A 25,472-nucleotide genomic window follows, 5' to 3' on the forward strand; every position below is an offset into this window, starting at 1 on the left:
ATGCGCTGGTCGAATTCGGCAATGATGACGGCCTCCAGGTCTTCGGCGGCGGGGGGGCTGCGACGGGAGCCGGCGCGGGACGACCACCGAAGTTGTAGGTCAGGCTCGCCAGCACCGAATGCGCCGAGTAATCCGCGCGCAGATCGCGGCCATTGGCGGCCTGCAAATCGAAGTTGTCCGCGACGAAATAACGGTACTTCACGCCGAGATCGACATTGTCGGTCACCGCAAGGCGCGCGCCAGCCAGCAGCTGCCACGCGAAATCGGTCGCGCTGTCGTCAATCACGGTGCCAACGCCAGCCACGTCGACCGGGAGCTTCATGTTGGCAATACCAACGCCGCCGCCGCCGAAGACCTGGAAGCCGTCATCATTGCCGAATTCGACCAGCGCATTGACCATGCCGCTGTAGATTTCGAGATCGCGCGAGTTCTGCACGCGTGTGCCCGAAGGAACGGTCAGGCCGCCCGGCAGGATTGCCGAATTCACCACGGTCAGGCCTTCATAGCCGGCGCGCTTGTAGCCGCCTTCTGCTTCGAGCCGGAACGCGCCGAAATCGTAACCGATCACGACATCGCCATCGAGGCCGAGATTGGTGTCGGCAAAGGCCGCGTTGTTGTAGGTATCGTTGCCGGTGTCGATGTCGACATCGACCTGATCGTCGAAGCTGACGCCGCCATTGATGCCGATATAGGCTTGGCCTTCACGTGCGAATGCGGGGGCGGCGACGATCATCGCTGCGCCTGCCATGAGAATTGCAGTCTTTTTCATTGTTTTAATCTCTCGAAAAGGGGTGCCCGGAGGTAACTGGCGCCGCTCTGTGCCACAGGTGTGACACACGGGTATTGAGAGCGGCGAGTGGGATAGTGTCGCGATGGTCGGAATGTTTCATGACACCGGGACGAAACGTGTCAGCGATTGGGCGAACCGATTGCCAAGGCCTATAAGCAGAGGCATGAACACAGCCTGTGCCGTTTCTGCGCGGCGAAATTAAATCACAATGGGAGAGAGACAGACAATGGCCGGAACCAGGCTCGGGGCAATGCAGGACTGGACCATGCGGGTGACCGCAGTGATCGATCACGCCGCGCGCGAAGCGCCGGAACGCGAGATTGTCAGCCGTTGGGCCGACGGAAGTGAGACGCGCACGAACTGGGCAGGCATCCGCCGCGATGCGCTGAAGATGGCGCAGGCGTTACAGCGTTTGGGGCTGAAGCCGGGCGACAAGGTCGCGAGCCTCGCGATGAACCACTCCCGCCACCTGGTCAGCTGGTATGGCGTGGCGGGGATGGGCGGGGTGCTCCACACCGTGAACCCGCGCCTGTTCGATGATCAGCTCGATTACATCGTCAACCACGCCGAAGACCGGGTGCTGTGCTATGACGCGGCGTTCCAGCCGATCGTCGATCGGATGCGCGAGCGCTGGACCACAGTCGAGCATTACATTTGCTACGATAGCGGCGCGCATTCCCCCGCCTTTGAAGACTGGATCGCGGCAGAGGACGGCGATTTCGAGTGGGTCATGGGGCCGGAAACCGACCCCTGCATGATTTGCTACACCTCCGGCACCACGGGCAATCCCAAGGGCGTGCAATACGAGCACCGCTCGACCGTGCTCCACGCCATGAGCGGGCTGCAACCGGCGGCGTTCAATTTCAGCTCGGCCTCGGTGATGCTGCCGGTGGTGCCAATGTTCCACGCAGCGAGCTGGGGCTTGCCCTATGCGGGCGCGATGGCGGGGATCAAGTTCGTGTTCTCGGCGGTGAACGATCCCGCGGTGCTCCACGATCTGATGCTGCGTGAAGGCGTGACGGACAGCGCGGGCGTGCCGACCGTATGGCTGGCGCATTTCCAGTATTGCGACCATGAAGGCCTTGATCTGCCGCCCCTGAAAGCCGCCACCATCGGCGGCTCGGCCGCGCCGAAGTTCATGATCGAGCGCTTGCTGAAGAATGGCACCCGTGTGCAACACGCCTGGGGCATGACCGAAACCAGCCCCATCGGGACAGTGGGTGGGCCGACCTGGGACTGGGACAGCCTCACGCTGGAACAGAAGGTCGAGAAAACCGCCATGCAGGGCCGCCCGATCTTCGGTGTCCAGCTGCGCACCGTCGATCTTTCCGACATGGCGACTGAGCTGCCGCGCGACGGCAAAACCTCCGGCGCGCTCCAGATCCGCGGGCCGTGGGTGATCAAACGCTACTTCAAGGCCGAGAAGGACGCGGTCGGCAATGACGGGTGGTTCGACACCGGCGATGTCGGCATCCTCCACCCCGACGGCACGCTGCAACTGACCGACCGCACCAAGGACGTGATCAAGTCGGGCGGCGAGTGGATCAGCTCGGTCGAGCTTGAGAACGCGGCGTGCGGGCACCCGGCGGTGGCGGAAGCCGCCTGCATTGGCATCTACCACCCCAAGTGGGACGAGCGCCCGGTGCTGTTCGTGGTCAAGAAGGCGGGCGCGGAGGTCTCGGGCGATGACATCATCGAACACCTGAAGCCGCTGATCGCCAAGTGGTGGCTGCCCGATGCGGTCGAATTCGTCGACGACATCCCGCACACCGCAACCGGCAAGATCAGCAAGAAGGACCTGCGTGACCGCTTTGCGGATTACACGCTTGGCTGACCTGACCATCCGGCCTGCGCGCGCGAGCGATGCGCAGGCCGTTTGCGACATTTACGCGTTTCACGTCGCGCACAGCACGGCGACCTTCGACACGGTTGCCCCCGATGCAGCGGCGTGGGCGGAGAAGATCGCGGCCGTCTCCGCGCGCGGCTGGCCGTTTCTTGTCGCCGAGCGGGACGGTGCGGTGCTTGGCTATTGCTACGCCACACAGTTCCGCGACCGCGCCGCCTATGCGCGGACCTGCGAGGACAGCATCTATGTTGCCGACACGGCGCGCGGGGGCGGGGTGGGCTCGGCCTTGCTCGCTGCCCTGGTCGAAGCCGCGCGGGCGAGCGGCTTCGAGCAGATGATCGCGGTGATCGGCGGGGGCGAACCGGCCTCGATCGCGCTCCACACCAAGTGCGGCTTTGTCCACGCGGGCCGGATGCGCAATGTCGGCTTCAAGTTCGGACGCAGGCTCGATACGGTCTATATGCAATGTGATCTGACGCTGGAGGGACATGAGCGATGACCTGCGAAACCTATATCGACCCCTCGCCGGTGAACTTTCAGGCCTTCAAGGACCTGCCCCGCGATACGCCGATCAATATGCTGAACCTATTGCTTTATCGGGATTTGGCCGAATATCCCGAGGGCCACGAACACGCGGGCAAGGGCTGGAGCGGCAAGCGCGCCTATGAGGAATACGGCAAAACCAGCGGCCCGATCTTCCAGCGCGTCGGCGGCAGCATCCTGTGGCGCGGGAGCTTCCAATCGGTCGTGACGGGGCCGGAGGGCGAGCGCTGGCACGATGGCTTTATCGCCCAATACCCCAATGCGGGTGCGTTCTTCGCGATGTTGAAGGACCCGGAGTATCAGCAGGCCGTGGTCAACCGCACCGCGGCGCTGGTGGATAGCCGCTTGGTGCGCTTTGCGCCGGGTGAGGCCGGGGCGGCGTTCGGGTGAGCTAGAGCAACCGCAACTGCCCACCCACCTCCGGCGCGCGGAACCGTGAGCAATCCAGCTCAAACCGCGCTTTACCGATCCCCGCCCGCTTGCATGCGACCTTGAACCGCGCACGGATCAGGTCGGCCCAGACGCCTTGCGGGTTGAAGCGGCTGTGGAAGTTGGGGTCATTGTCGCGCCCGCCGCGCATTTCGCGCACGATGCTCATCACCTTGCCTGCGCGTTCAGGGTAGTGGACCGCGAGCCATTCGCGGAACAGGGGCGCGACTTCGTGGGGGAGGCGCAGGGGGATCCAGTTGACGCTCCGCACCCCTCGCCGGGCGACTTCGGCGATGGTGGCTTCGATGAATTCGTCAGTGATTGCCGGGATGATCGGCGAGATCGAGCAATGCACTGGCACGCCAAGTTCCACCAGCCGCCCCAATGCCGCGAGTCGCTTGGCAGGCGCAGCACAGCGTGGTTCGAGCTTGGCGGACAGGATGGGGTCAAGGCTCGTCACCGAGATCGACACGGCCACCAGCTTCTCGCGCGCCAGCGCGGCCAGCAAGTCGGCATCGTCCAGCACGCGGTCTGACTTGGTGGTGATGGTGACGGGGTGGCGGGCTTCCAGACACACCTCCAGCACTTGGCGCGTGATGCGGTAATCGCGCTCGATCGGCTGATAGGGATCGGTGTTGGTGCCCATCGCGATCGGCTTGGGGCGGTAGCCGCGCTTCGCCAGCGTCGCTTTGAGCAATTCGGCCGCGTTGGGCTTGGCAAACAGCCGCGTCTCGAAATCGAGGCCGGGGGAGAGATCGTGGTAGGCGTGAGTGGGGCGGGCGAAGCAATAGACGCAGCCATGCTCGCACCCGCGATAGGCGTTGATCGAGCGGTCAAACGGTACATCGGGCGATTGGTTGAAGGTGAGGATCGACTTGGGCCGCTCCTCGATCACCGTGGTGCGGAGCTTGACCGGCGGGCCGTCGAGCGATTGCACATGGTCGCGCCAGTCCCCATCGACCTCGCGCTCCGCCAGCCCGAACCGGGTAGGGACCGCCCCCGATTGTGCACCGCGACCTTTGACCGGAGAATGTTTCACGTGGAACATTTACGGAACAAAGGTGCGTTTGCCAAGACCTGCTACAATCGCAACGCGACGCCTCTACCTGCGAACCGCTTGGCAACTGCCCCGGTACGAAGTGACAACCACTGGCCGTCAGACTTCCTTCAACCGCGGCATCAGCTCGACAAAATTGCAGGGCCGATTGCGGCTGTCGAGTTGCTCTGCGAGAATCCCGTCCCAGCCGTCTTTCACCGCGCCGTTCGATCCGGGCAGGGCAAAGATATAGGTGCCGCGCGCCACCACCGCGCAGGCGCGGGACTGGACGGTGCTGGTGCCGATGGACTGGAAGCTGAGCCAGCGGAACAGTTCGCCAAAGCCGGGAATGTCGCGGGCACCTGCAATCAGTGACAGGGCTTCGGGAGTGACATCGCGGCCCGTCAGACCCGTGCCGCCCGTGCTGACCACAGCGTCGATGGCAGGATCGTCGATCCAGGCATCGAACTGGGCAGCGAGCAGCTTCGCATCATCCTTCACGATCATTCGGGCGGCGAGATTGTGCCCCGCGTCCGTGACCCGCGCCGCCAGAATATCGCCCGAGGTGTCGGTTTCCGGCGTGCGGGTGTCCGATACGGTCAGGACGGCAATGTTGATCGGCTTGAAAACCCGGCTCTCGTCAATCGCCACCTGCTGCGCTCCTCACGGCTCCAATCGGGCAGAGCGGGTCGTAGCAGCGCGCGGAAACTCAGGCCAGCGCCCTTGCGCCAGCGCCCGGCGGCTGGGCGATTGCACGCCTGCGGCACGCTCATACATCCAGTAATTGCGCATCACGATCGCGACATAGCCGCGCGTTTCCCAATAGGGGATCGACTCCATCCAGAGCAGCGGATCGCCCTGATCGTTGATCTCGTAATTCCAGCGGCCGACCGGGGTGAGGCCGGCGTTATAGGCCGCCATGATCTTGGGCAGCACGCCGCCGGTCGCCGGGTGATCGCGCAGCATCGCAAGGTGGCGCTGGCCATAGGCGAGATTGACCTGCGGGTCGTTCAGATCCTCGTAGCTCGCGCCGAGGCTGAGGCGGCCCGAATGATCGCGCGCCGTGCCGGGCATGATCTGCATCAGCCCGCGCGCATTGGCAGGGCTGACGGCGGAGGCGCGGAAGTTCGATTCCTGCAAGGCATGGGCAAAGGCCAGAGCCGGATCGACCTGCCACCCGCCGACCGGTTGCCAATGGGCAACGGGAAAGCGCAGGCTCGGATCGCTGCTGGTGCCGTAAGGCGCATTGTGCGCCATGAACAGCTGGGTGGAGGGCAGGCCCATCTCGCGTGCCAGCCGGGCGAGCGCGCTGTACTGATAGGCCGGACCGATCCGGGCTTCGTGGCGCAGCACTTCGTCTGCCAGACTGGGCCGCCCGATCTCCGCGAGCGCTGCGGCCACGCGGACATTGGACCGCTGGGCGAGCTGCGCCCAATCGTCACGACTGAACGGCGGCGGCGGCGCATTCGCAGGCAGTTCGACCCCGAGCTGATCGGCGGCGAGCATCCCGTACAGCGTCTCATTCATCTGGGCTGCGGCAGACAGATGCTGCTGCGCCTGCTCAGGCTCCCGGCACCGCACCAGCGCGCGGTGGGCCCAATAATGCCCGGCGGCGGCCAGCTCGACATTGGAAGCACTGCCCGCCACCCGTGAAAACGCGTCCCCGGCGAGCGAGCAATAGCCCAGCCGCCACGACGACAGCCCTTCGACCCACGCGCCTTCCGCAACCCACTCGCCTGAGCCTTCGGCCACGGTGCGTGCAAGCTCGAGAGCAGCGTTGTCGTTATTTTCGATATAGTGGCTCCACGCCACGCGCTGACGCCACTCGGCGCGCGCATCGCTGGAGAGCATTGGATCGATTTCGGCAAGCAGGCGCTGCGCTTCGCCCGGATTATCGGCCTTGATCGCTTCGAGGATCAGGCTTGCGGTGGCGCTCGGCATGGTGCCGTCGTTCACGGAGCGCGGCAGGATCCGCTTGGGCGCATAGGGCTGGCGCGCAAAGCCCTGTTCGCTCGGCAGGGGCGGCAGGTAGGTGACCCCGCGCTTGGCCCCCATCTTCGCGAGCTGCTCAGCCTGCGGGAGATCGGTGCCAGCGGCAAACCAGCTCGCGATCTGCTCGGCCGAAACCTTGGGGCTTTTGGCGTGGGTGTAGAATTCGGCGCGCGCGGCCTGAGTCAGGAGACCTTCGGGCCGTTGGGCCAGCAGGTTTTCGACCACGTCCCACTGTTCGGCGTCGATCGCGGCGAAGACCTGACGGTAGGCATTGCGCTCCTCAGGGGTCAGCACCGGCGCAATCGCCGTCTCGGCCGGGGTCGCGCCGTTCCAGCGTGCGACCAGATCGCCCGATTGCGCGGCCAGCGGCGCAGGCAGGGCCGCGGCAGCCAGCATCGTCGCTGTCAGTACGCGCAGGCGAAGTTTCATTGTGGGGGCGACCATTGCGTCCATCTCCGCCAGAACCGGGCTTTAAGCCGGGGCATGTCCATCAGGGAATCGAGCGTTTCGCTCACGATTACCGGGACCTTGCCGCCGGCATGGTTGATTTCGCGTAAAGGATGTTCCGCCTCATTCGCGCCAAGCATCGGCGCGAGGCCGGTGCCGAAGGCGATCAGCCGCGCCGGGCGTACCAGACTGATATGATGGCGTGTCACCGCGTCCATCCCGCCCGCTGCCAGCATGGCCAGATCGGCCATCGGCGTGTGACAGGGCAGGGCGGCGGCGATATAGGCCGCGCTTTCATCCAGCCCCATCGCGGCCAGAATATTGGCGAGCAGGCGTCCTTGCCGCCCGGACAGCAGGCGGTCCCGGTCGGCCTCTTCGGGCTGCGGCACCAGCACCATGAGGGCTGCATTCGCTGCGCCGCGCGGCGCAATCCGGGGAAAAGCGCGCGCGGTGTCGATGCCGTGTGCCGTCATCCACCAGTCGCGGAAAGCAGCCAGATCCTGCGGGGGCGATTCGCCCAGGAGATCGCGGCGCAGCGTAGCGGGCGGCGATGGTGGCGCAGCGGGCAAGGCGCGGGCGGCGACAGATTCGCTGGCTGGGCCCGATACCTGAGCGGAACCGCCGCGCGCTGATCCGGCTTTGTTGGCATCTGCGGCAGGCTTGGCCAAGGGCGCGTCGGCCAACCACGCCGTAGCGTCATCCGCATAGTCGCAATCGACCCCCGCCGCGTGCCACCAGGCAAGCGCCGCTTCGAATTCGCGCGCTATTGTAAGGTCGGGCCGGCTCATTGCGGGGTCATGCTATCCATCGCGGGTCTTGACTGTCCCCGAGGGTGTTAGCAAGTGGACAATCAAGCCATATCGCCAGACTGTGCGGCCTGCGCGCCCAATACCAACAAGGATCAGGAAAGCCCCATGATCGAACGTGAATCAATGCCCTGCGATGTCGTGATCGTCGGGGGCGGTCCTGCGGGGCTGGCAGCGGCGATCCGCCTGAAGCAGATCAACGCAGACCTCGAAGTGATCGTGCTGGAGAAAGGCTCCGAAATCGGGGCGCATATCCTGTCAGGCGCGGTGGTTGATCCCAAGGCCTTGGACGAATTGCTGCCCGAATGGCGCGATCAAGGCTGTCCGATGGCGCAAACCCCCGTGACCGATAACTGGCATTGGGTGCTGTCGAAGACCGGCAAAACCTCGATCCCCCATGCGATCATGCCGCCGTTGATGAGCAATCACGGCTGCTACACCGGTTCGCTGGGCAACATGACCCGCTGGCTGGCCGAACAGGCCGAAGGGCTGGGCGTGATGGTGTTCCCGGGCTTCCCGGCCGCCGATGTGATGATCGACGAGGACGGCCGCGTTGCCGGGGTCATCACGCAGGACATGGGCGTTGCCGCCGATGGCAGCCACAAGGGCGACTACACCCCCGGCATGGAAATCCACGCCAAGTACACCGTCTTTGCTGAAGGTGCGCGCGGCAACCTGACCAAGCGGATGAAGGCGAAGTATGATCTTGAGGCGAATTGTCAGCCGCAGGTCTATGGCCTCGGCATCAAGGAATTGTGGGACATTGATCCCAAGAAGCACAAGCCGGGCCGTGTCATCCACACGCAGGGCTGGCCGCTGACCGAAAGCGAAAGCTGGGGCGGGGGCTTCCTCTACCATCAGGCCAATGGTCAGGTGGCCTTGGGCTTCGTGACCGCGCTCGATTACAAGAACCCCTGGGTCTCGCCCTATCAGGAATTCCAGCGCTGGAAGCAGCACCCGGCGATCCGCGAATATCTCGAAGGCGGCAAGCGGGTGAGCTACGGCGCGCGCGCGATCAACGAGGGCGGCTGGCAGAGCGTGCCCAAGCTCGCCTTTCCGGGCGGCGCTCTGATCGGCTGCGCAGCGGGCTTCGTCAACGTGCCCCGGATCAAGGGCAGCCACACCGCGATGAAGAGCGGGATGCTGGCGGCTGAAAGCATCGCGGCGGCGATTGCGGCCGGGCATGAAAAGACCGAGTTGATGGACTATGACGCCGCCGTGCGCTCCAGCTGGATCGCGACCGAGCTGAAGGTCGTCCAGAACGCCGAGCCTGCGGTCGCCAAGTTTGGCGGTGACATCGGCACGGTGCTGGCGGGCATCGACATGTGGATGCGCACATTGAAGATCGGCCTGCCGATTTCGATGAAGCACCACAGCGACTACACGATGACCGGCCGCGCTGACCTGTATCCGAAGATCGACTACCCCAAGCCCGACGGCGTGATCACCTTCGACCGCCTCACCAATGTCGCCTACAGTTACACCAACCACGCGGAGGACCAGCCCTGCCACCTGCAGGTGAAGGACCTCGAATTGCAGAAGGTGAGCGAGCTCGGCGTCTTCGGCGGGCCTTCGGCACGCTACTGCCCCGCGGGGGTCTATGAATGGCTGACCGACGAGAAGACCGGCGAGCCCAAGTTCCAGATCAACTCGCAGAACTGCGTCCACTGCAAGACCTGCGACATCAAGGACCCCAACCAGAACATCAACTGGGTGACACCCGAAGGCGGCGGCGGGCCGAACTATCCGAATATGTGATGAGGGATCGCCTATCCCTCGTCATTGCGAGCGCAGCGAAGCAATCCAGTATCGAACGTTCCGTAAAGGCGAAGGGCTCGGTAATGGATTACCGCGTCGCCTGCGGCTCCTCGCAATGACGAAGGATTGAAGTTTGGCCCACACCCAAACCGCCCAAGCGATTATCAAACTCGCGCTGCTCGCCACCGTTACGAGCGCAGGTTACGCGTCTGCGGAAGAGCCACTGCCGATGACGTCCGACGATCAGGCCTGCGAACGCGTCATGTCGGTCCTCGTCGCCAACAGGACTTTCCATGCCGATCAGCTGGCAGGCTGCGATGGCGGCAGGGATGACCAAAACCCCGGATTTTATGTCCTGCGCGTCAACGGAATCTGCGGCGACCCCCAAGGCTGCGGGACTGTGCTGATGGGCTGGTATGCGGTCGAAGCGTCCACCGGCGCGGTGCACAAATGGGACGTAGCCGAATGGCAACTCGGCGCGCGGATCGACGGACAGGACTGATGCGCGAAACCGCCTACGCCAAGATCAACCTTGCGCTGCATGTCCGCAGGCGGCGGGAGGACGGGTATCACGCGCTTGAGACCCTGTTCGCCTTCGTCGATGCGGGCGATGTGCTGACGGCGAAGCCGGCCGCGCAGGACAGCGTTGCCACGTTGGGCGAATTTGCGGGCGGGCTCGACAGCCCCTTCGACAACCTCGTGGCCCGCGCGCTCACCACGCTACCGCGCCCGCAGGGCCTCGCGGTGACGCTGGAGAAGAATCTCCCCGTTGCGGCTGGTCTCGGCGGGGGGTCGGCGGATGCAGGAGCGGTGTTCCGGATCGTCGAGGCGCTCCACGGCCTGCCGGAGGACTGGCAGGCCCGCGCAGCGAAGCTCGGCGCAGATGTGCCTGCCTGCGTGCTCAGCCACACCCATATTGGGCTCGGCACCGGCACTGAGCATTTGGAGGTCGAGGATGATCTCGCCGGAACCCCGGTCCTGCTGGTCAACCCGCGCGTGCCGCTTGCGACCGGGCCGGTGTTCAAGGCGTGGGATGGGCAGGATCGCGGCGCTCTGCCGGAAGGTCCGGCGTCCACAATCGCAAGGGAAGGGCGCAACGACCTCGAAGCTCCCGCGATTTCGCTTTGCCCGGTGATCGCGGAAGTTTTGGCGGCACTGGCCGAAACCAACCCGTGGCTCGCCCGCATGTCCGGCTCCGGCGCGACCTGTTTTGCGCTCTATGACACCCCCGAGGCCCGCGACGCGGCGGCGGCCGCGATGCCTGCAGAGTGGTGGACCATGGCGGGGCGGCTGCGGTGAGATTCTATCCTTCACCCCGTTCGCATCGAGCGAAGTCGAGAGGCTGGGGCAGGGTGTCTCGACTTCGCTCGACACGAACGGAGTTAGGTTGTGAGTGAGGCTTACCGCCAACTCGGCACGCCCACCCCCGGCGGGATCGTCTGCACCGCAGACCATGCCTCCAATGCCGTGCCGCCCGACATCACCCTCGGCATCCCCGCGCAGCTGCTCCACGAGCACATCGCCGTCGATATCGGCACCGCGGCCATCGCCGAACGGTTGGCGCAGTGCCATGCCATCCCCGCCCACATCGCTGCCGTCAGCCGCCTCGTCTGCGACCTCAATCGCGAGGAAACCGCTCCCGGCCTCGTCCCCGAAGCCAGTGACGGCCACCCGATCCCCGGCAATGTCGTTGCAGACCGCGAAGCGCGGCTCGCCCGCTTCCACCGACCCTACCATACCGCGCTGGAGCATTGGCTGGCCGCCGCCGAGCCCGCGCTGATCCTCTCGCTCCACAGCTTCACCCCGCGCCTCGCCAGCCGGGACGAGCCGCGCCCGTGGCAGGTGGGCGTGCTCTACAATCAGGACGACCGCGCCGCGCGCATCGCCATCCCGCTGCTGGCGACAGAAGGGCTGAACGTGGGCGACAATCTCCCCTATTCAGGGCGCGATCTCAATTACACCATGAACCGTCACGCCGAAGCAAAAGGCCGCCCTTACCTCGGGATCGAGCTGCGCCAAGACCTTGTTGCAACCCCCGAAACCCACACCCGTTGGGCGGCATTGTTGGCGAATATTGCGCAAAGGGTTGCGTCAGCGCTCGCCTGAAGGCAGGGGACGTTTCACAAATTGCCTTCAATGGGAAATCTTATGTCGCAGAAGTTTGACAAGTCGAAGCTCCCCAGCCGCCACGTGTCGGTCGGCCCGGAGCGCGCGCCGCACCGCTCCTATTACTACGCGATGGGCATGACCGAGGAAGAGATCGCCGCGCCCTTCGTCGGCGTGGTCAGTGCGGGCAACGACTCGGCTCCCTGCAACACCACCCTGAACGCGCAGGCCGATATCTGCCGCGAGGGCGTGATCGCAGGCGGCGGCACCCCGCGCCGGTTCAACACCATCACCGTCACCGATGGCATCGCGATGGGCCACCAGGGGATGAAGTCCTCGCTCATCAGCCGCGAGATCATTGCGGATTCGGTTGAAGTATCGGTCAGAGGCCATTGTTATGACGCGCTGGTCGGCTTTGCGGGCTGCGACAAGAGCCTGCCCGGTATGATGATGGCGATGCTCCGCCTGAACGTGCCGTCGATCTTCGTCTATGGCGGCTCGATCCTCCCCGGCACGCACCGCGGTAATGATGTGACCGTGGTCGATGTGTTTGAAGCCGTGGGCCAGTTCGCGGCCGGCAATTGCCCGCTGACCGAGCTGATCGCCTTGGAAAAGGTCGCCTGCCCCGGCCACGGTGCCTGCGGCGGTCAGTTTACCGCCAACACCATGGCCTGCGTCGGCGAGGCGATTGGCCTCAGCCTGCCCAACAGCAACATGGCCCCCGCGCCTTACCGCTCGCGTGATGATATCGCGGTGGCGGCGGGCAAGCAGGTGATGGAACTCGTCGCCCGCAACCTGCGCCCGCGCGACATTTGCACCCGCGAGGCTTTCATGAACGCCGCACGCGTGGTCGCGGCCACCGGCGGCTCGACCAATGCAGCGCTCCATCTGCCCGCGATGGCGAGCGAGGCGGGGATTCATTTCGATCTGTTCGACGTTGCTGAAGTCTTCAAATCAACGCCTTACATTGCGGACTTGAAGCCCGGTGGGAAGTATGTCGCCAAGGACATGCACGAAGCGGGCGGGGTCTATATGGCGATGAAGACGCTGCTCGACGGCGGGTTCATCGATCCCAACCCGATCACCGTCACCGGCAAGACCATCGGCGAGAACCTCGAAGAGATCACCTGGAACCCCGATCAGAAGGTGTTCTACGATGTGAAGACCCCGATCACGAGGACCGGCGGCGTCGTGGGCCTCAAGGGTAGCCTCGCGCCTGACGGGGCCATCGTGAAGGTCGCCGGGATGGCGCGCCTGCAATTCTCCGGCCCGGCGCGGGTGTTCGATTGCGAGGAAGATGCCTTCGCCGCGGTTGAAAAGCGCGACATTGCTGAGGGCTGCGTGATCGTGATCCGCTACGAAGGGCCCAAGGGTGGCCCGGGTATGCGCGAGATGCTCTCCACCACGGCCGCGCTCTATGGGCAGGGCATGGGCGAGAAGGTTGCCCTCATCACCGACGGGCGCTTCTCGGGCGCCACGCGCGGCTTCTGCATCGGCCATGTCTGCCCCGAGGCCGCCGACGGCGGGCCGATCGGGCTGATCGAGGATGGCGATATCATCAGCATCGATGCCGAGGCGGGCACCATCGAACTCGACGTGCCCGAGGACGTGCTGGCCGAGCGGCGCAAGGCCTGGCAGCCGCGCACCAATGACTACCAGTCGGGCGCCTTGTGGCGTTACAGTCAGGTCGTTGGCCTCGCACGCTACGGTGCCATCACCCATCCCGGCGCAAAGGCGGAGACCCATGTGTTTGCGGATATCTAGCACGCTTGCGGCCTTGGCTGTGCTGGCAGGCTGCGGCGCGGCGGAAAGTCCGCCGCCGCCGGGCGACGAGGTCGAATGCGCGATCGGCGCAGGTGCGGCGCTCTCGCCGGTCTGCACGCTGGAGCTGGTCGGGAATGACGTCATTCTCCACCATCCCGACGGCGGTTTTCGGCGCTTGACCCGCGATCCGGCCACCGGCGCGCTTGCGCCGCGTGACGGGGCCGAGGTGCTGGTGCCCGAACAGGGCGCGGCGGGCGCGGAGGCCTTTGCCATCGGGGCAGACCGCTATCTGATCCCGCGCACGCTCCTCGATCCGCCGCCAAAGTGACCGCCGCACAGGTCCTTACCGCCGCCCAGATGCGCGCTGCCGAACAGGCGCTGTTCGATGCGGGCACCAGCGTTTCGGAACTGATGGAGATCGCCGCAGGCGGCGCGGCCGAGTGGATCCGCCGGATCGCCGCCGGACGCGCGGTGACGGTGCTGTGTGGCCCCGGCAACAACGGCGGAGACGGCTATGTCATCGCCCGCCGCCTGCGTGAGGCGGGCAATGCGGTGGCAGTGATCGCTCCGCTCGACCCTGCAACAGACGCCGCCAAAGAGGCGCGGCGGCGGTGGGACGGGCCGGTCAGCACGGCCGGAGGGGCCGGAGCTGATGTGTTCGTCGACTGCCTGTTCGGTTCCGGGCTCGCGCGGCCCCTGATCGCCGAGCACGCGTTGCTGCTGCGCGATCTGGCGGCAAGGCATCGCTACACGGTGGCGGTCGATGTGCCCTCGGGCATTGCCAGTGATAGCGGCGCGGTGCTGAACGAGCGGCTGCCCGACTTTGATCTGACCCTCGCGCTGGGCGCGTGGAAGTTTGCGCATTGGAGCCTGCCGGGCCGGGCGTTGATGGGACAGATGCGGCTTGTGCCGATCGGAATCGCACCGTTGGAGGGTGCAGCGCAGCTGGTCGAACGGCCGCGCCTCAGCGCCCCCGCGGCGGATAGTCACAAATATCGCCGTGGGTTGCTTGGCATCGTGACCGGCGCCATGCCGGGGGCGAGCCTTCTGGCTACGGCTGCCGCCCAGCACTCGGGCGCGGGTTATGTGAAGCTGCTCGCCCCTCACGTCGATCCGCGCACGCCGCCCGATGTGGTGACGGACACTGCGCCGCTCGCCGAAGCGCTGGCCGATCCGCGTATGGCTGCGGTGTTGGTCGGGCCAGGGCTGGGCCGTGATGACGCGGCGCGCGAAAGGCTCGAAGCCGCGCTGGCGCAGGCCCCCGCACTGGTGCTGGATGCAGACGCGCTGATGCTGCTTACCCCCGCGCTGCTCACCCGTGCTGTTCCCATGCTTGCCACCCCGCATGACGGCGAGCTTGAGGCCTTGTGCCGCAGTTTTGGCGTCATCGCGGAGACCCGCCGTGACCGGGCTTTGGCATTGGCGAGGGTCAGCGGGATGGTTGTGCTGGCCAAAGGGCCGGACAGCATCGTCGCTGCGCCCGATGGCCGCCTCGCGCTCGGGCAGCCTGCGCCGAGCTGGCTGTCGGTGGCCGGAACGGGCGATGTGCTGGCCGGGATTGCCGCGAGCCGGATGGCGAACGGGGCCGATCCCTTTACCGCCGCCTGTGAGGCGCTGTGGCTCCACGGCGAGGCCGCACAGCGGGCGGGGGCGGCTTTCACGCCGACGCAGCTTGCCGAACGGGTGTCCGAGGCGCTAGCGGCCTGCTTGTGACCTTATCTGAACCCATTATCCGCCTCGCCGCCAAGGGCGACGGCGTGACCGTCTCTGGCCGCCATATCGCGGGCGGCGTGCCTGGCGACATGGTGGACGCAGCTGGCACGATCACGCCGGGCCCACACCACATCGCCCCCGCCTGCCGCCATTTCGGCGTGTGCGGCGGGTGCCTGTTGCAGCACGCAGACGACACGGCGCTCGCCGAGTTTGTCGAGGGCCGGGTGGTCAACGCTGCGCGGGGGCAAGGGCTGGAACCGGCCGTATTGCTCCCCGTCCATCTCTCCCCGCCGCAGACGCGCCGCCGCGCGGGCCTCCACGGGCTGCGCACGGCCAGGGGCGCGGTCTTGGGCTACCGCGAGGGCGGTTCGCACCGTGTGGTCGATCTGGCCGAATGCCCGGTGCTGCACCCCGCGCTGGCCGCGCTGATCGCGCCGCTCCGGCGGTTTGTGGCGGCGCACGGGCCAAAAGGGATGGTCGGAATCGATCTGACCTTGGCGGATCAGGGCGTGGAAGCGGGCCTGATGCACTTCCCGATCGAAGGGCTTGGCCCGACCGAGGCGACGCTCGATTTCGCGCGCGATCAGGGGCTTGCAAGGCTTACCATAGACCAAGGCTATGGTCCTGAGACCCTTTGGGAGCCTGAACCCGCGACGGTGACATTGTCAGGCGTGCCAGTGAGCTTGCCCTCGGGCGCCTTCCTTCAGGCGGCTGCTGATGCGGAGCGCGTGATGGTCGCCGATGCTGCGGAATGGTTGGCGGGTGCTGGGGTCGTTGCGGATTTGTTTGCTGGGCTTGGCACTTTTGCCTTTGCGCTGCGGGGAGGACGCAAGGTGCTGGCGGTCGAAGCGGAACGCGCCGCGCATCTCGCTTGCAAGGCGGCCGGGGCGATGATTGGGGGGCGGGTGTTGGCGCTCCACCGCGATCTGTTCCGAAGCCCGCTTCAGCCCGAGGAATTGAACCGCTTCGACGCCATTCTGCTCGATCCGCCGCGGGCTGGTGCCCGTGCTCAAGTCGCGGAAATCGCCGCGAGCACGGTCGCCCGGGTGGTCTATGTCAGCTGCAACCCCTCAAGCTGGGCGCGCGATGCCGCTGTGCTGGCAGAGGCAGGGTTCCGGCTTGCGAAGCTGCGCCCGGTTGGCCAATTCCGCTGGTCGACCCACGTGGAATTGGTAAGCTATTTCGAGCGTTAAGCGCGCAAGCTTTCTAGAATTCGCGCTTCCAGCCACGCGCGGTGCTCCGGCTCGACATAGGCATGGCCTGCGCCTTCGCAGCGGTAGATGCGCGGGTCGTTCCTGTCCCACGCGGCTTCGAACACTTGCGCGGTGCGGTCTGCCGTCGCGACGAGGATGCGCACCTGCCCGGTGAAGCTCGCCAGCCCGGCGGCCATGTCCTGCGCGAGGCTCGACGGTGGCGGGGGCGGGCGCAGGGCGTGGACAATACCGCGCGCCAGCTTGCCAAGGTTTACACCTCCGCCCAGCAACCGCATGACCTCACGCGGGTTTTTCAGCTTTTCCAGATAGCGCGCGCGAATTGCGGCCGGGGGCGGCGTGTCGTCGGCCGCGCCTTGGCTTTCGTCCTGCTCGATTGTCCAGGGGTTCGACAGCACCAGCCCATCGCAGCCTGCACCGCCCGCCAGCATCAGCGCAGACGCCGCATCACAATTGCCGAAAGCGACCACCCGCGCGAGCTGCGGTGTCATCGCGCGGAAAGCATCGACGGCGCAGGCAATGTCCTTGGCAGATTGGCGGAACCCGCGGTTTTGGCCCTCGCTGTCGCCAATCCCGCGCCTGTCGAACCGGAACACCGGAAAGCCTGCCCCGGCGATCCGCGCGGCCATGTCGGCCTGTCCGCCGAACGCGCCCGAGCGGATCTCGTTGCCGCCGCTGACAATCAGCAGCCCGGTCGTCCCCGGCGCGGTGTCGAGCGTGCCGGCCAGCGTCAGACTGCCGCAACCGAAGGTGTGAGAAAGCCGCGTCATGGCGCTGAATTTCCGATACTTTCGACGATAATCGCGGCGAGACGATCGGCCTGCCCAGCGTCTTCGTCAGGCTCGGCGCGCAGCCATAGGCCGGGGCCTCCGACCATGCTTTGGGCAATGTCCATCTGGCCCGGGGCGAGCGCCGGTTCGGCGGTTTCGAGTTCGCGGAACATCGCCGCCCCGATGGGCCAGCCGCCCAGCACCAGACCGGACTCGCGACCTTGCGCCATAAGCCCCTCAGACGTTTCGGCCATTCCGGCCTCTCGCGCCGCAATGGTACGCGCGCGGATCATGCCGCGCAGCAGCTTGGGGCCGGTTTGTGCCGTATAGTGCCAACCGGGCAGCGAAGCCGGCGCGACAAGCGCGCCCGCCCGGATCGCCAGCACATGGGTCGCGCCCAGCGCTTCGCCCGCAGCGGCCATGCCCGCGCGCCAGCTTGCCAGTGTTTGATCTTCAAGCGGAGCAAGGCTCTCGTTGCAACCCGGCAGATCGGGCAGCAGCGTGTCGATCCCCGCCGCATCCAGCCGCCGCATTACCTCGATGGTGAACCGGCGCAGCTTGTTCGCTTCATCGAACCATGCCGGGCACACCAGCACCCGGACCGTGCGGCCGCGATCGAAGGCGACCAGCAATTCCTCAGACGGAGATCCACCGTCGGGCCCCGGATGGTTCCACGTGAAAATCACCCGAGAGGCACCCTGGAGGAGGTCAAGCCCGACCTAGCGCGGGTTGAGCTTTGCCCGCGCAAACGCCAGCAGGCCACCATAAGTCTCAAGCATCTCGCCATCGACATCGTCATCCTCGATCACGATGCCGAGCCGGTCTTCCATTTCGGTCAGCAATCCGGCGACCGCCATCGAGTCCAGCTCGGGAAGATGGCCGAACAACCCCGATTCCGGACCGAAGGCAGCGGCCTGTGCCGGGTCGAGCCCCAGAACATCGGCGATCAACGCCTTGAGTTCGCTATCGAGCGCGGCTTCGCCTGCTGCGCTATCGATGTTCGGAATGGTGGTCATTTATGCCCAAATCCCTGTGTTTGGCCGTGGCGGCGGGGCTTAGCCATGCGCGGGGCTGGGTGCAAGCATTGCGGGCCCGCACCCGCGCGCCTCAGGCCCCGTTATGGCGCAGCAGGCGCTTGGCGAGCGGGGGCCAGCTTTTCGGCTGTGCCGGGTCGAGACAATCGACGCGGAAACGTGGACGCACATCCTCCATCCAGTCGGCCTTGTAGCCCTGATCGCCGGTGCCGAAGTCGACAAGGTCGACGTGGTCCACATCGATCACGTGCTGGAACAGCGCGGCGGTCAGCGTGGTGCCGGCCGATAACGGCTTGTGGCTCTCAAGATGGGCGAGCTTATGAATGTAAGCAATTGAATTTTCGACAGTCCAGCATTGCGCTGCGACCGCGATGCCTTCGGCTCGGGCCACACCCAAGCGCAGCCGTCCCGCAGTGCCTTCCGCCTCGGCGAAGGCACGCAGCATGGCGGGTTGATCCTCGGCGGGTTTCCAGCTGGCAGCATAGATCGCTTCGTAATCGGCCCAGACGTCCGCGTCGAAGTGGGTGAGCACCTCCACCTCGACCTTCTTCGCCTTGCGTTTCAGCGTCGTGCGCAGGGCGCCGGGGCGGCTCTCCCAATATTCGGCAAAGCTGCGCCCGCGCACGGGCAGGATGTGGTTGATATCGCAAGGTTCCACCGCAACCTTCCAGCCAACGTTGCGGAACGCACGGGCGAGCCGCTCGGCTGACCCATCCTCGCCCGGCACGGGTTCGAGCGTCACCCGATATCCGCGCGTTTTCAGCTGCCGGGCAATCGCTTCGAGCAGCCGGTCACCCGCTGCGCCGGCCGGAGCAAGCTCGCGCCAGGTAAAGCTGTACCAGTTGCGCAAGGGAATGATTCGCCCGCCATCTTCGGTCAAGGCGAGGGCGGCGGCGCTATCGGCGTCGCTCGCCATGGCGATCAATGGAACGAGCCCGGTCTCCGCCAGCAGCGCAAACCACTCGGCACGGTCGAACGGCGCGGGAGTGCCGCTGCCTGCTCCTTTGGCGCTCAACGCTTGCAAGACGTTAACGCTATCGTGATACCGCGCTTCGATCACTGTAAAAGAATGCTCCTGACTATGCCGCACCAGCCTGATCCCGCCTTGCGCCCGCTTGACCACCTTGCCGAACTGGCGGGGGCGGCGGGGCGTGGGGAGAACCCGGCGCTGGTGCTGCGCGAGGGTACGCTTAACCACAATCAGTTAAGACAGCGTGTCGCGCGGCTCGCCGGATGGCTGGCCGAGATGGTGCCGGACAAGGGTGCGCGTGTGGCAAGCTGGGCGGCGAAGGGCGAGATCACCTGCCTGCTGCCGCTCGCTACCGCGCGGGCTGGGCTGGTGCATGTGCCGATCAACCCGCTGCTGAAACGCGCGCAGGCAGCGCATATCCTCGCCGATAGCGGGGCGAAGCTGCTGATCGGGACGGGCTCGCGGCTTGCCTCGCTGGAGCCGGGCGATCTTCCGCCGGGTTGCGCCGCGCTGGGTGAGGCTGAAGCGCTGGCAGCCGCTGAGGCTGCTGCGCGAGAATTGGGGCCGTCCGAGGCTGATCCTGGGGAGCTGGCAGCGATCCTCTATACCTCGGGCTCGACCGGTCGCCCGAAGGGCGTCATGCTGAGCCATGCCAATATGTGGCTCGGCGCGGTGAGCGTGGCGCATTATCTCGGGCTGGCCGATGACGACGTGACGCTCGCCGTGCTGCCGCTGTCCTTTGATTACGGGCAGAACCAGCTTTTGAGCACCTGGTATGCGGGTGGTTGTGTGGTGCCGCTCGATTTCCTGTTCCCCAAGGATGTCGCCAAAGCCTGCGCGAAGCATGGGGTAACGACGCTCGCAGCCGTTCCGCCCCTGTGGGTGCAACTGACCGAGATCGACTGGCCCGCGGAGGCGTGCGCGCCTTTGCGACGGCTCACCAATAGCGGCGGGGCCTTGACGGTGGATCTGGTGCGATCCTTGCGCGGCCTGTTTCCCGACGCGCGCCTGTTCCCGATGTACGGCCTGACCGAGGCGTTTCGGTCGACCTTCCTTGATCCCAAGCTGGTTGATTCGCATCCAACATCAATGGGTAAGGCGATCCCCTTCGCAGAGATTCTCGTGATCAATGATGCAGGTGATATCGCCGCTGATGACGAGGAGGGCGAGCTGGTCCATTGCGGCCCACTGGTCGCGCAGGGCTATTGGCAGGACCCGGAGCGCACGGCGGAGCGCTTCAAGCCTGCACCGGCCGCATCGGCCTATGGCGGGATGGCGGTGTGGTCGGGCGACCGGGTGCGGCGCTCGGCGGAGGGGCTGCTCTATTTCGCCGGACGGCGCGATGCGATGATCAAGAGCGCAGGCAACCGCATCAGCCCGCAGGAAATCGAGGAAGCCGCGCTGGCCTCAGGTCTGGCTGCCGAAGCGGTCGCGCTGGGCGTGGCTCATCCGCGCTTGGGCCAAGCGGTGCATCTGGTGGTGCGCGGCGCCGCAGACGAAGCGGCGCGGGCGGAATTGCCCAAGCGGCTCCAGCGCGACCTGCCAAATTTTATGCAGCCCCAGCACATCCATTGGCGCGAGACGATGCCCTTGAACCCCAACGGCAAGATCGACCGCACCGCCTTGCAGGCCCAGCTCAATCAGGAATTTGCCCCATGAAGCCCGTCGGCCCGATCCCCGCTGGTTACGAGACGATCGCAGGCGAACTCGCCATTGGCGGCAAGCGCGCGAGCGAATTGGTCGCCGAGGCGGGGCGCACCCCGCTGTTCGTCTATTCGCGCGCGCACCTGGATGCCCGCGTGGCGGAGTTGCGCGCGGCGCTGCCGACGCGGGTAGGGCTGAACTACGCGGTGAAGGCGAACCCGAACCTCGCCGTTATCGGCCATATGGCGCCGCTGGTGGACGGTTTCGACATCGCCTCCTCGGGCGAGCTTGCCCTGTGCGTGGCCGTGGGGATCGACCCGCGCCGCATCAGCTTTGCCGGGCCGGGCAAGCGGGACGATGAGCTGGAGGCCGCGATTGCCGCAGGCGTGACGCTCAATTGCGAAAGCGAGGGTGAGGGCGCGCGGGCGATCGCCATCGGCCAGCGGCTTGGCAAGGCGCCGCGCATCGCGATCCGGGTAAACCCCTCCTTTGAAATGAAGGGCTCGGGGATGAAGATGGGCGGCGGGGCCAAGCAATTCGGCGTCGATGCCGAGCGCGTGCCCGAACTGGCCCGAAACCTGATCGGCGAAGGGGCCGAGTGGCGCGGCCTCCACATCTTCACCGGCAGCCAGACGCTGAGCGCGGACGCGATCATCGAAGCACAGGGCAATGTGCTGGAACTGGCCGCCGAACTTGCCGACGCGATTGGCCACGGCCTGCCCAAGCTGAACATGGGCGGGGGACTGGGGATTCCGTACTTCCCAGGCGATACGCCGGTCGATCTGGCGCGCGTCGGTGCGGCTTTGTCCGAACGTGTGGCGGATTTGCCGCCCGTCCTCGCGGATACCGAGCTGTGCATCGAACTCGGGCGCTATCTCGTCGGCGAGGCGGGCGTGTATCTGACCCGCGTTATTGACCGCAAGGTTAGCCACGGCGTGACTTACCTGGTGACGGACGGCGGGTTGCATCACCAGCTCGCCGCTTCGGGCAATTTTGGTACCGTGGTGCGGCGCAACTATCCTTCGGCCATTGCAACGCGTTACGGGGCAGAGGTGACCGAGGAGGTCAACATCGTCGGCTGCCTGTGCACCCCGCTGGACCGGCTCGCCGACAATGCCGCGATGCCTCACGCTGACGTGGGCGATCTGGTCGCGGTGTTTTGCGCCGGGGCTTACGGCGCGACCGCCTCACCCAGTGCTTTCCTCGGTCACGGCCCGGCGGCCGAACTGCTGGTCTGACGCGTCACAACAACCTGCGTTAATCCCCGCAAAGCCGCTGTCCCATCGCGGGATAGGGCCGGATTTGGCGCTGTATAACTAACCAGATGTTCACCATTTCCAGCGACAAGAACCCCCATAACCGGGCGGTCCGTGTTGCAGGTCGCTCCTGCGCTGATACGCGCCGCCCGGCAAGAACTGGCCAAGGATCTTCGACCGATGTTGTACCGTCTGCCCCCGATGCGCCTCGCAGCTCTTGGCGTCAGCGCTGCCTTGCTGGCAGCCTGCACCACTGGAGGCACGGAACTGCCATCGGCCAGCTATGGTGACGGCAGCGTCGCCCCGTCCGAAGAATATACCATCGGCCCGCTCGACGAGATCACGATCCACGTCTGGCGCAACCCCGAACTCAGCGCCGACAAGGTGCGCGTGCGTCCCGATGGGCGGCTGACGATCCCACTGGTGCAGGACATTCCGGCCGTGGGGAAGACCGCCACCCAGTTGCAGGAATACATCGCGGGCGAGCTGGCGAAGTATATCGAGCAGCCGATTGTCTCGGTGATCGTCAACACGCCCGAGGGTAACTTCACCCAGCAGGTGCGCGTCATCGGCGCGACCGGGCAGCCGGCGTCCTTGCCGTACCGCGCCAACATGACTGTGCTCGACGCGATGATCGCGGTGGGCGGGCTCAATGAATTTGCCGCGGGCAACCGCGCCAAGCTGATCCGGCTCGATCATGAAACCGGCACCCAGGTCGAATACCGGCTGCGGCTGTCGGACCTGATCCGCAAGGGCGATTCGACCGCCAACGTGATGCTCAAGCCGGGCGACACGATCATCATCCCCGAGAGCCGGTTCTAAAGGGCGCGCTGGGGGATGAGCGAAATCTTCGACGAGCTGCGCGCAGCGCTGTGGTCGGTATGGCACCGGCGCTGGGTCGCGATTGCGACCGCATGGGGCGTGTGCGTGCTGGGGTGGCTGGTGGTCAGCATGATCCCCAACAGCTACGAATCCAAAGCGCGCGTCTATGTCGATGTGCAGGATGTGCTCTCCAAGCAGCTCGGCATTGCCGGGGACGGCAAGGAAGAGATCATGCGCGTGCGGCAAACGCTGTCGAGCGCCAAGAATCTCGAAAAGGTCATCACCTCGACCCGGTTGGGCGAAGGCATCACCGAGCGCGGCGCGCTGGATTCGATGATCGGCGAGCTAGAGAAGAAGGTCACTGTCACCAGCGAGCAGGATAACCTGTTCGAAATCACCGCCGCTATCGGCCGGGGCGATCTGTCCGATGCCGAGAACGCCGTGCTGGCGCGCGATGTGGTGCAAAAGCTGCTCGACATCCTGCGCGAAGAGCATGTGATCGGTAACCGCACCGGGATCAGTACCGCGATTGGCGATCTCGACCGCCAGCTCGACGAGCGCAAGCTCGAACTGGAGCAGGCCGAACAGCGCCGTCTGGCGTTCGAAGCGCAATATCCCGATCTGGTCGGCGGCTCGGATAGCCTGTCGACCAAGGTCCAGCAGGCCCGCACCGAAGTGCGCAATGTCGATGCCGATCTGGCTGCGGCGGAAAGCGGCCTTGCGGCGATTTCATCGCAGCTGGCCGCCACGCCGCGCACGATTGCGGGCGGTCCGCAGGCAACCGGCCCGCGTGCCGCGCTGCAACAGGCGCAGACCCAGCTGGCCGAATTGCGCTCACGCGGGCTGACCGACAGCCATCCCGATGTCGTCTCGACCACCAAGCAGGTTGCGATCCTCGCCCGGCAGGCTGCGGCTGCGGGCGATGACGCGGGCGGCACGCCCAATCCCGCCTATGCCTCGCTGATCGCGATCAAGAGCGAGCGTCAGGCGACCGTCGAAGCCCTCCAGGCCCGCCGCGCCGCGCTGCAAAGCAACTTTGCCGCCCTGATGGCGAGCCAGGCGAGCGAGCCAACGGTCGCCGCCGAAGCCAACCGCATCAGCCGCGATTACGACGTGCTGCGCCAGAATTACGAAAAGCTGCTGCAAGACCGCGAGGCGCTGCGCACGCGCGGCAAGGTCGAGGACAAGGCCAGCCAGTTCCGGTTCGACATCATCCAGCAGCCCGGTGTGCCGCAAAAGCCTGCCGCGCCCAACCGTCCGCTGCTGCTGTTCGGCGTGCTGATCGTCGGGATCGGGGCAGGGGTCGCAGCGGCCTATGCGCTGGCACAGCTCAAATCCAGCTTCGCCACGCCGCAGAAGCTGGAGCGCACCTTCGATCTGCCGGTCATCGGTTCGATCTCGCTGACCGTGTCGGACGCCGCGCGCGTGATCGAACGCCGCCGGTTGATGCAGTTCGCCGGAGCCTGCGCAGGGCTTGGCATGATGTTTGTGATCCTTGTCGCCATCGAGGTCATCTCGATCGGGTCGATAGCGTGAGGATGGGGGCCGAAGCATGACCGATCAGGGAAAGATCAACCGCGAAGGCGCACGGCCGGCATCGCTGTTCGAGCGCGCTGACGCGACATTCGGGCTAGGCCCGGTGCGCACGCCGCCCGTGCCGCCGGTGCCTGAAGCAGTGCGCCCTGCGCCCGCCCCGCAACCTGCATCGCAAGCGCCCGCCGCGCTGCAGCCGGTGGCTTTCGCCAAGCCCGAGCCTGCCGCAATACCCGCTGCGCCTCAGCCCGAAGCGCCGCGCGCTGCCGCCTTTGGCGGGCCGCTTGTCCACATCGACCGCCAGCATTTGCGCGATGGTGGGCTGATCGTGCCGGAAGACCCGGTAACCGGCCTCCTCGAAGAGTTCCGCATCGTCAAGCGCGAGCTGCTCGCCGATGCCCGTGCGGGGGCTAGCGCACTCGCCCGCCGCATTCTCGTGTGTTCGCCCCATCCGGGCGAGGGCAAGACCTATTGCGCCACCAACCTCGCCATCGCGCTCGCTGCCGAGCGCGGGCTTGAGGTGCTGCTGGTCGATGCCGATGTGGTCAAGCCGTCAGTGGCGCTGCGCCTCGGCATCGATGTTGAGCAAGGCCTGATGGATGCGCTCGCCGATCCGGCGATCCGGCCGGAAAGTCTGGTGATCCGCACCGATATCGAAGGCCTGTTCGTGCTACCCGCCGGAACCGCCACGTCACTCGACGCCGAATATCTCGCCAGTGCGCGCACCGGTGAAGTGCTCGACCGGCTGACCCAGGGTGCGCCGGACCGCATCGTGATTTTCGACACGCCGCCCGCGCTTGCCGCATCGCCCGCCGCCGAATTGGCCCAGCATGTCGGGCAAGCTCTGCTTGTGGTGCGCGCAGACGAAACCAGCCGCGCGGCTCTGGAAGACGCGCAGCAGCTGCTCTCGGCCTGCGGCGATATCAAACTGCTTCTGAATGCCGCGCGCTACAGCCCTTCGGGGCGGCGCTTCGGCACCTATGGCACCAAGGGGAAATGACA

Annotated in this window: 25 protein-coding genes; 16 read left to right on the top strand and 9 right to left on the bottom strand. The window is 65.9% G+C overall.

Annotated elements, in window-relative coordinates; translation table 11 throughout:
- Nucleotides 1-769 (bottom strand): outer membrane beta-barrel protein (locus GVM20_RS09155; protein WP_166546903.1); only part of this gene is annotated, 769 nt, incomplete at its 3' end.
- A gap of 247 nt (nt 770-1,016) precedes the next feature.
- Between GVM20_RS09155 and GVM20_RS09160 the strand changes: the two genes are divergently transcribed.
- From GVM20_RS09160 to GVM20_RS09170, 3 genes are read left to right on the top strand one after another with little or no spacing between them, the layout of a single operon-like run.
- Nucleotides 1,017-2,624 carry a long-chain fatty acid--CoA ligase gene (locus tag GVM20_RS09160; RefSeq protein WP_166546904.1) on the top strand — a complete coding sequence of 536 codons (1,608 nt, stop codon included), beginning with the start codon at nt 1,017-1,019 and terminating at the stop codon, nt 2,622-2,624.
- Nucleotides 2,608-3,135 (top strand): GNAT family N-acetyltransferase, encoded by a 528-nt coding sequence (locus GVM20_RS09165; RefSeq protein ID WP_353653133.1) that lies wholly within the window; start codon nt 2,608-2,610, stop codon nt 3,133-3,135. Before GVM20_RS09160 ends, GVM20_RS09165 begins: the two co-directional genes overlap by 17 nt.
- The gene (locus tag GVM20_RS09170; protein ID WP_166546906.1) at nt 3,132-3,569 is read left to right on the top strand and encodes a DUF1330 domain-containing protein; all 438 of its coding nucleotides are present in this window, start codon (nt 3,132-3,134) and stop codon (nt 3,567-3,569) included. Before GVM20_RS09165 ends, GVM20_RS09170 begins: the two co-directional genes overlap by 4 nt.
- 1 nt (nt 3,570) lies before the next feature.
- Here the strand turns inward: GVM20_RS09170 and GVM20_RS09175 are convergent, their stop codons facing one another.
- From GVM20_RS09175 to GVM20_RS09190, 4 genes are all read right to left on the bottom strand, one after another.
- Nucleotides 3,571-4,656 (bottom strand): PA0069 family radical SAM protein, encoded by a 1,086-nt coding sequence (locus tag GVM20_RS09175; protein WP_166546907.1) that lies wholly within the window; start codon nt 4,654-4,656, stop codon nt 3,571-3,573.
- Between the two features lie 108 nt (nt 4,657-4,764).
- Nucleotides 4,765-5,295: a molybdenum cofactor biosynthesis protein B gene (moaB, locus tag GVM20_RS09180; protein ID WP_166546908.1), complete on the bottom strand. Its 531-nt coding sequence runs from the start codon at nt 5,293-5,295 to the stop codon at nt 4,765-4,767.
- 12 nt (nt 5,296-5,307) lie between these two features.
- Nucleotides 5,308-7,065 carry a lytic transglycosylase domain-containing protein gene (locus tag GVM20_RS09185; protein WP_166546909.1) on the bottom strand — a complete coding sequence of 586 codons (1,758 nt, stop codon included), beginning with the start codon at nt 7,063-7,065 and terminating at the stop codon, nt 5,308-5,310.
- Nucleotides 7,062-7,871 carry a uracil-DNA glycosylase family protein gene (locus tag GVM20_RS09190; RefSeq protein WP_166546910.1) on the bottom strand — a complete coding sequence of 270 codons (810 nt, stop codon included), beginning with the start codon at nt 7,869-7,871 and terminating at the stop codon, nt 7,062-7,064. The genes GVM20_RS09185 and GVM20_RS09190 overlap by 4 nt, the downstream gene beginning before the upstream one ends.
- A gap of 126 nt (nt 7,872-7,997) precedes the next feature.
- Here GVM20_RS09190 and GVM20_RS09195 point away from each other — a divergent pair, with 126 nt between their 5' ends.
- The 8 genes from GVM20_RS09195 to GVM20_RS09230 all read left to right on the top strand — a co-directional run bounded on the left by GVM20_RS09195 (nt 7,998) and on the right by GVM20_RS09230 (nt 16,423).
- Nucleotides 7,998-9,647 (top strand): electron transfer flavoprotein-ubiquinone oxidoreductase, encoded by a 1,650-nt coding sequence (locus tag GVM20_RS09195; RefSeq protein WP_166546911.1) that lies wholly within the window; start codon nt 7,998-8,000, stop codon nt 9,645-9,647.
- 133 nt (nt 9,648-9,780) lie between these two features.
- Nucleotides 9,781-10,149: a hypothetical protein gene (locus GVM20_RS09200; RefSeq protein ID WP_166546912.1), complete on the top strand. Its 369-nt coding sequence runs from the start codon at nt 9,781-9,783 to the stop codon at nt 10,147-10,149.
- Nucleotides 10,149-10,946 (top strand): 4-(cytidine 5'-diphospho)-2-C-methyl-D-erythritol kinase, encoded by a 798-nt coding sequence (locus GVM20_RS09205; RefSeq protein WP_166546913.1) that lies wholly within the window; start codon nt 10,149-10,151, stop codon nt 10,944-10,946. Before GVM20_RS09200 ends, GVM20_RS09205 begins: the two co-directional genes overlap by 1 nt.
- Before the next feature lie 90 nt (nt 10,947-11,036).
- The gene (locus GVM20_RS09210) at nt 11,037-11,753 is read left to right on the top strand and encodes an N-formylglutamate amidohydrolase (RefSeq protein WP_166546914.1); all 717 of its coding nucleotides are present in this window, start codon (nt 11,037-11,039) and stop codon (nt 11,751-11,753) included.
- 42 nt (nt 11,754-11,795) lie between these two features.
- Nucleotides 11,796-13,517 carry a dihydroxy-acid dehydratase gene (gene ilvD / locus GVM20_RS09215; RefSeq protein WP_166546915.1) on the top strand — a complete coding sequence of 574 codons (1,722 nt, stop codon included), beginning with the start codon at nt 11,796-11,798 and terminating at the stop codon, nt 13,515-13,517.
- Nucleotides 13,518-13,530: 13 nt separating this feature from the next.
- Complete coding sequence (locus GVM20_RS09220; protein WP_166546916.1) at nt 13,531-13,845, top strand: hypothetical protein; 315 nt, start codon at nt 13,531-13,533, stop codon at nt 13,843-13,845.
- Nucleotides 13,842-15,230: an NAD(P)H-hydrate epimerase gene (locus tag GVM20_RS09225; RefSeq protein WP_166546917.1), complete on the top strand. Its 1,389-nt coding sequence runs from the start codon at nt 13,842-13,844 to the stop codon at nt 15,228-15,230. Before GVM20_RS09220 ends, GVM20_RS09225 begins: the two co-directional genes overlap by 4 nt.
- Nucleotides 15,227-16,423 carry a class I SAM-dependent RNA methyltransferase gene (locus GVM20_RS09230; RefSeq protein WP_166546918.1) on the top strand — a complete coding sequence of 399 codons (1,197 nt, stop codon included), beginning with the start codon at nt 15,227-15,229 and terminating at the stop codon, nt 16,421-16,423. Before GVM20_RS09225 ends, GVM20_RS09230 begins: the two co-directional genes overlap by 4 nt.
- On the opposite strand, the gene GVM20_RS09235 is transcribed toward GVM20_RS09230, so the two are convergent.
- From GVM20_RS09235 to GVM20_RS09250, 4 genes are all read right to left on the bottom strand, one after another.
- Nucleotides 16,420-17,211, bottom strand: a complete 792-nt coding sequence (locus tag GVM20_RS09235) for a hydrolase 1, exosortase A system-associated (RefSeq protein WP_166546919.1) — start codon at nt 17,209-17,211, stop codon at nt 16,420-16,422. The genes GVM20_RS09230 and GVM20_RS09235 overlap by 4 nt on opposite strands.
- Nucleotides 17,208-17,897: an alpha/beta hydrolase family protein gene (locus GVM20_RS09240; protein WP_166546920.1), complete on the bottom strand. Its 690-nt coding sequence runs from the start codon at nt 17,895-17,897 to the stop codon at nt 17,208-17,210. Before GVM20_RS09240 ends, GVM20_RS09235 begins: the two co-directional genes overlap by 4 nt.
- Nucleotides 17,898-17,930: 33 nt before the next feature.
- Nucleotides 17,931-18,227: an acyl carrier protein gene (locus GVM20_RS09245; protein WP_166546921.1), complete on the bottom strand. Its 297-nt coding sequence runs from the start codon at nt 18,225-18,227 to the stop codon at nt 17,931-17,933.
- Nucleotides 18,228-18,318: 91 nt separating this feature from the next.
- A complete protein-coding gene (locus GVM20_RS09250) occupies nt 18,319-19,305 on the bottom strand; it encodes a GNAT family N-acetyltransferase (protein ID WP_353653129.1) in 987 nt (328 codons plus the stop codon).
- A 21-nt stretch (nt 19,306-19,326) separates the two neighbouring features.
- Here GVM20_RS09250 and GVM20_RS09255 point away from each other — a divergent pair, with 21 nt between their 5' ends.
- From GVM20_RS09255 to GVM20_RS09275, 5 genes are all read left to right on the top strand, one after another.
- A complete protein-coding gene (locus tag GVM20_RS09255) occupies nt 19,327-20,874 on the top strand; it encodes an acyl-CoA ligase (AMP-forming), exosortase A system-associated (RefSeq protein WP_166547016.1) in 1,548 nt (515 codons plus the stop codon).
- Nucleotides 20,871-22,097, top strand: a complete 1,227-nt coding sequence (locus tag GVM20_RS09260) for a pyridoxal-dependent decarboxylase, exosortase A system-associated (protein ID WP_166546922.1) — start codon at nt 20,871-20,873, stop codon at nt 22,095-22,097. The genes GVM20_RS09255 and GVM20_RS09260 overlap by 4 nt, the downstream gene beginning before the upstream one ends.
- A 219-nt stretch (nt 22,098-22,316) precedes the next feature.
- Entirely contained in the window at nt 22,317-22,937 is a 621-nt protein-coding gene (locus tag GVM20_RS09265; protein ID WP_166547017.1) for an XrtA/PEP-CTERM system exopolysaccharide export protein, read from the top strand.
- Nucleotides 22,938-22,952: 15 nt separating this feature from the next.
- On the top strand, nt 22,953-24,473 hold the full coding sequence (locus tag GVM20_RS09270) for an XrtA system polysaccharide chain length determinant (protein WP_166546923.1): 1,521 nt from the start codon (nt 22,953-22,955) through the stop codon (nt 24,471-24,473).
- A gap of 16 nt (nt 24,474-24,489) precedes the next feature.
- Entirely contained in the window at nt 24,490-25,470 is a 981-nt protein-coding gene (locus GVM20_RS09275; RefSeq protein WP_166546924.1) for an AAA family ATPase, read from the top strand.
- Nucleotides 25,471-25,472 lie beyond the last annotated feature (2 nt).

Source organism: Porphyrobacter sp. SLTP (assembly GCF_009905735.1).
In the GTDB taxonomy this organism is placed as follows: domain Bacteria; phylum Pseudomonadota; class Alphaproteobacteria; order Sphingomonadales; family Sphingomonadaceae; genus Erythrobacter.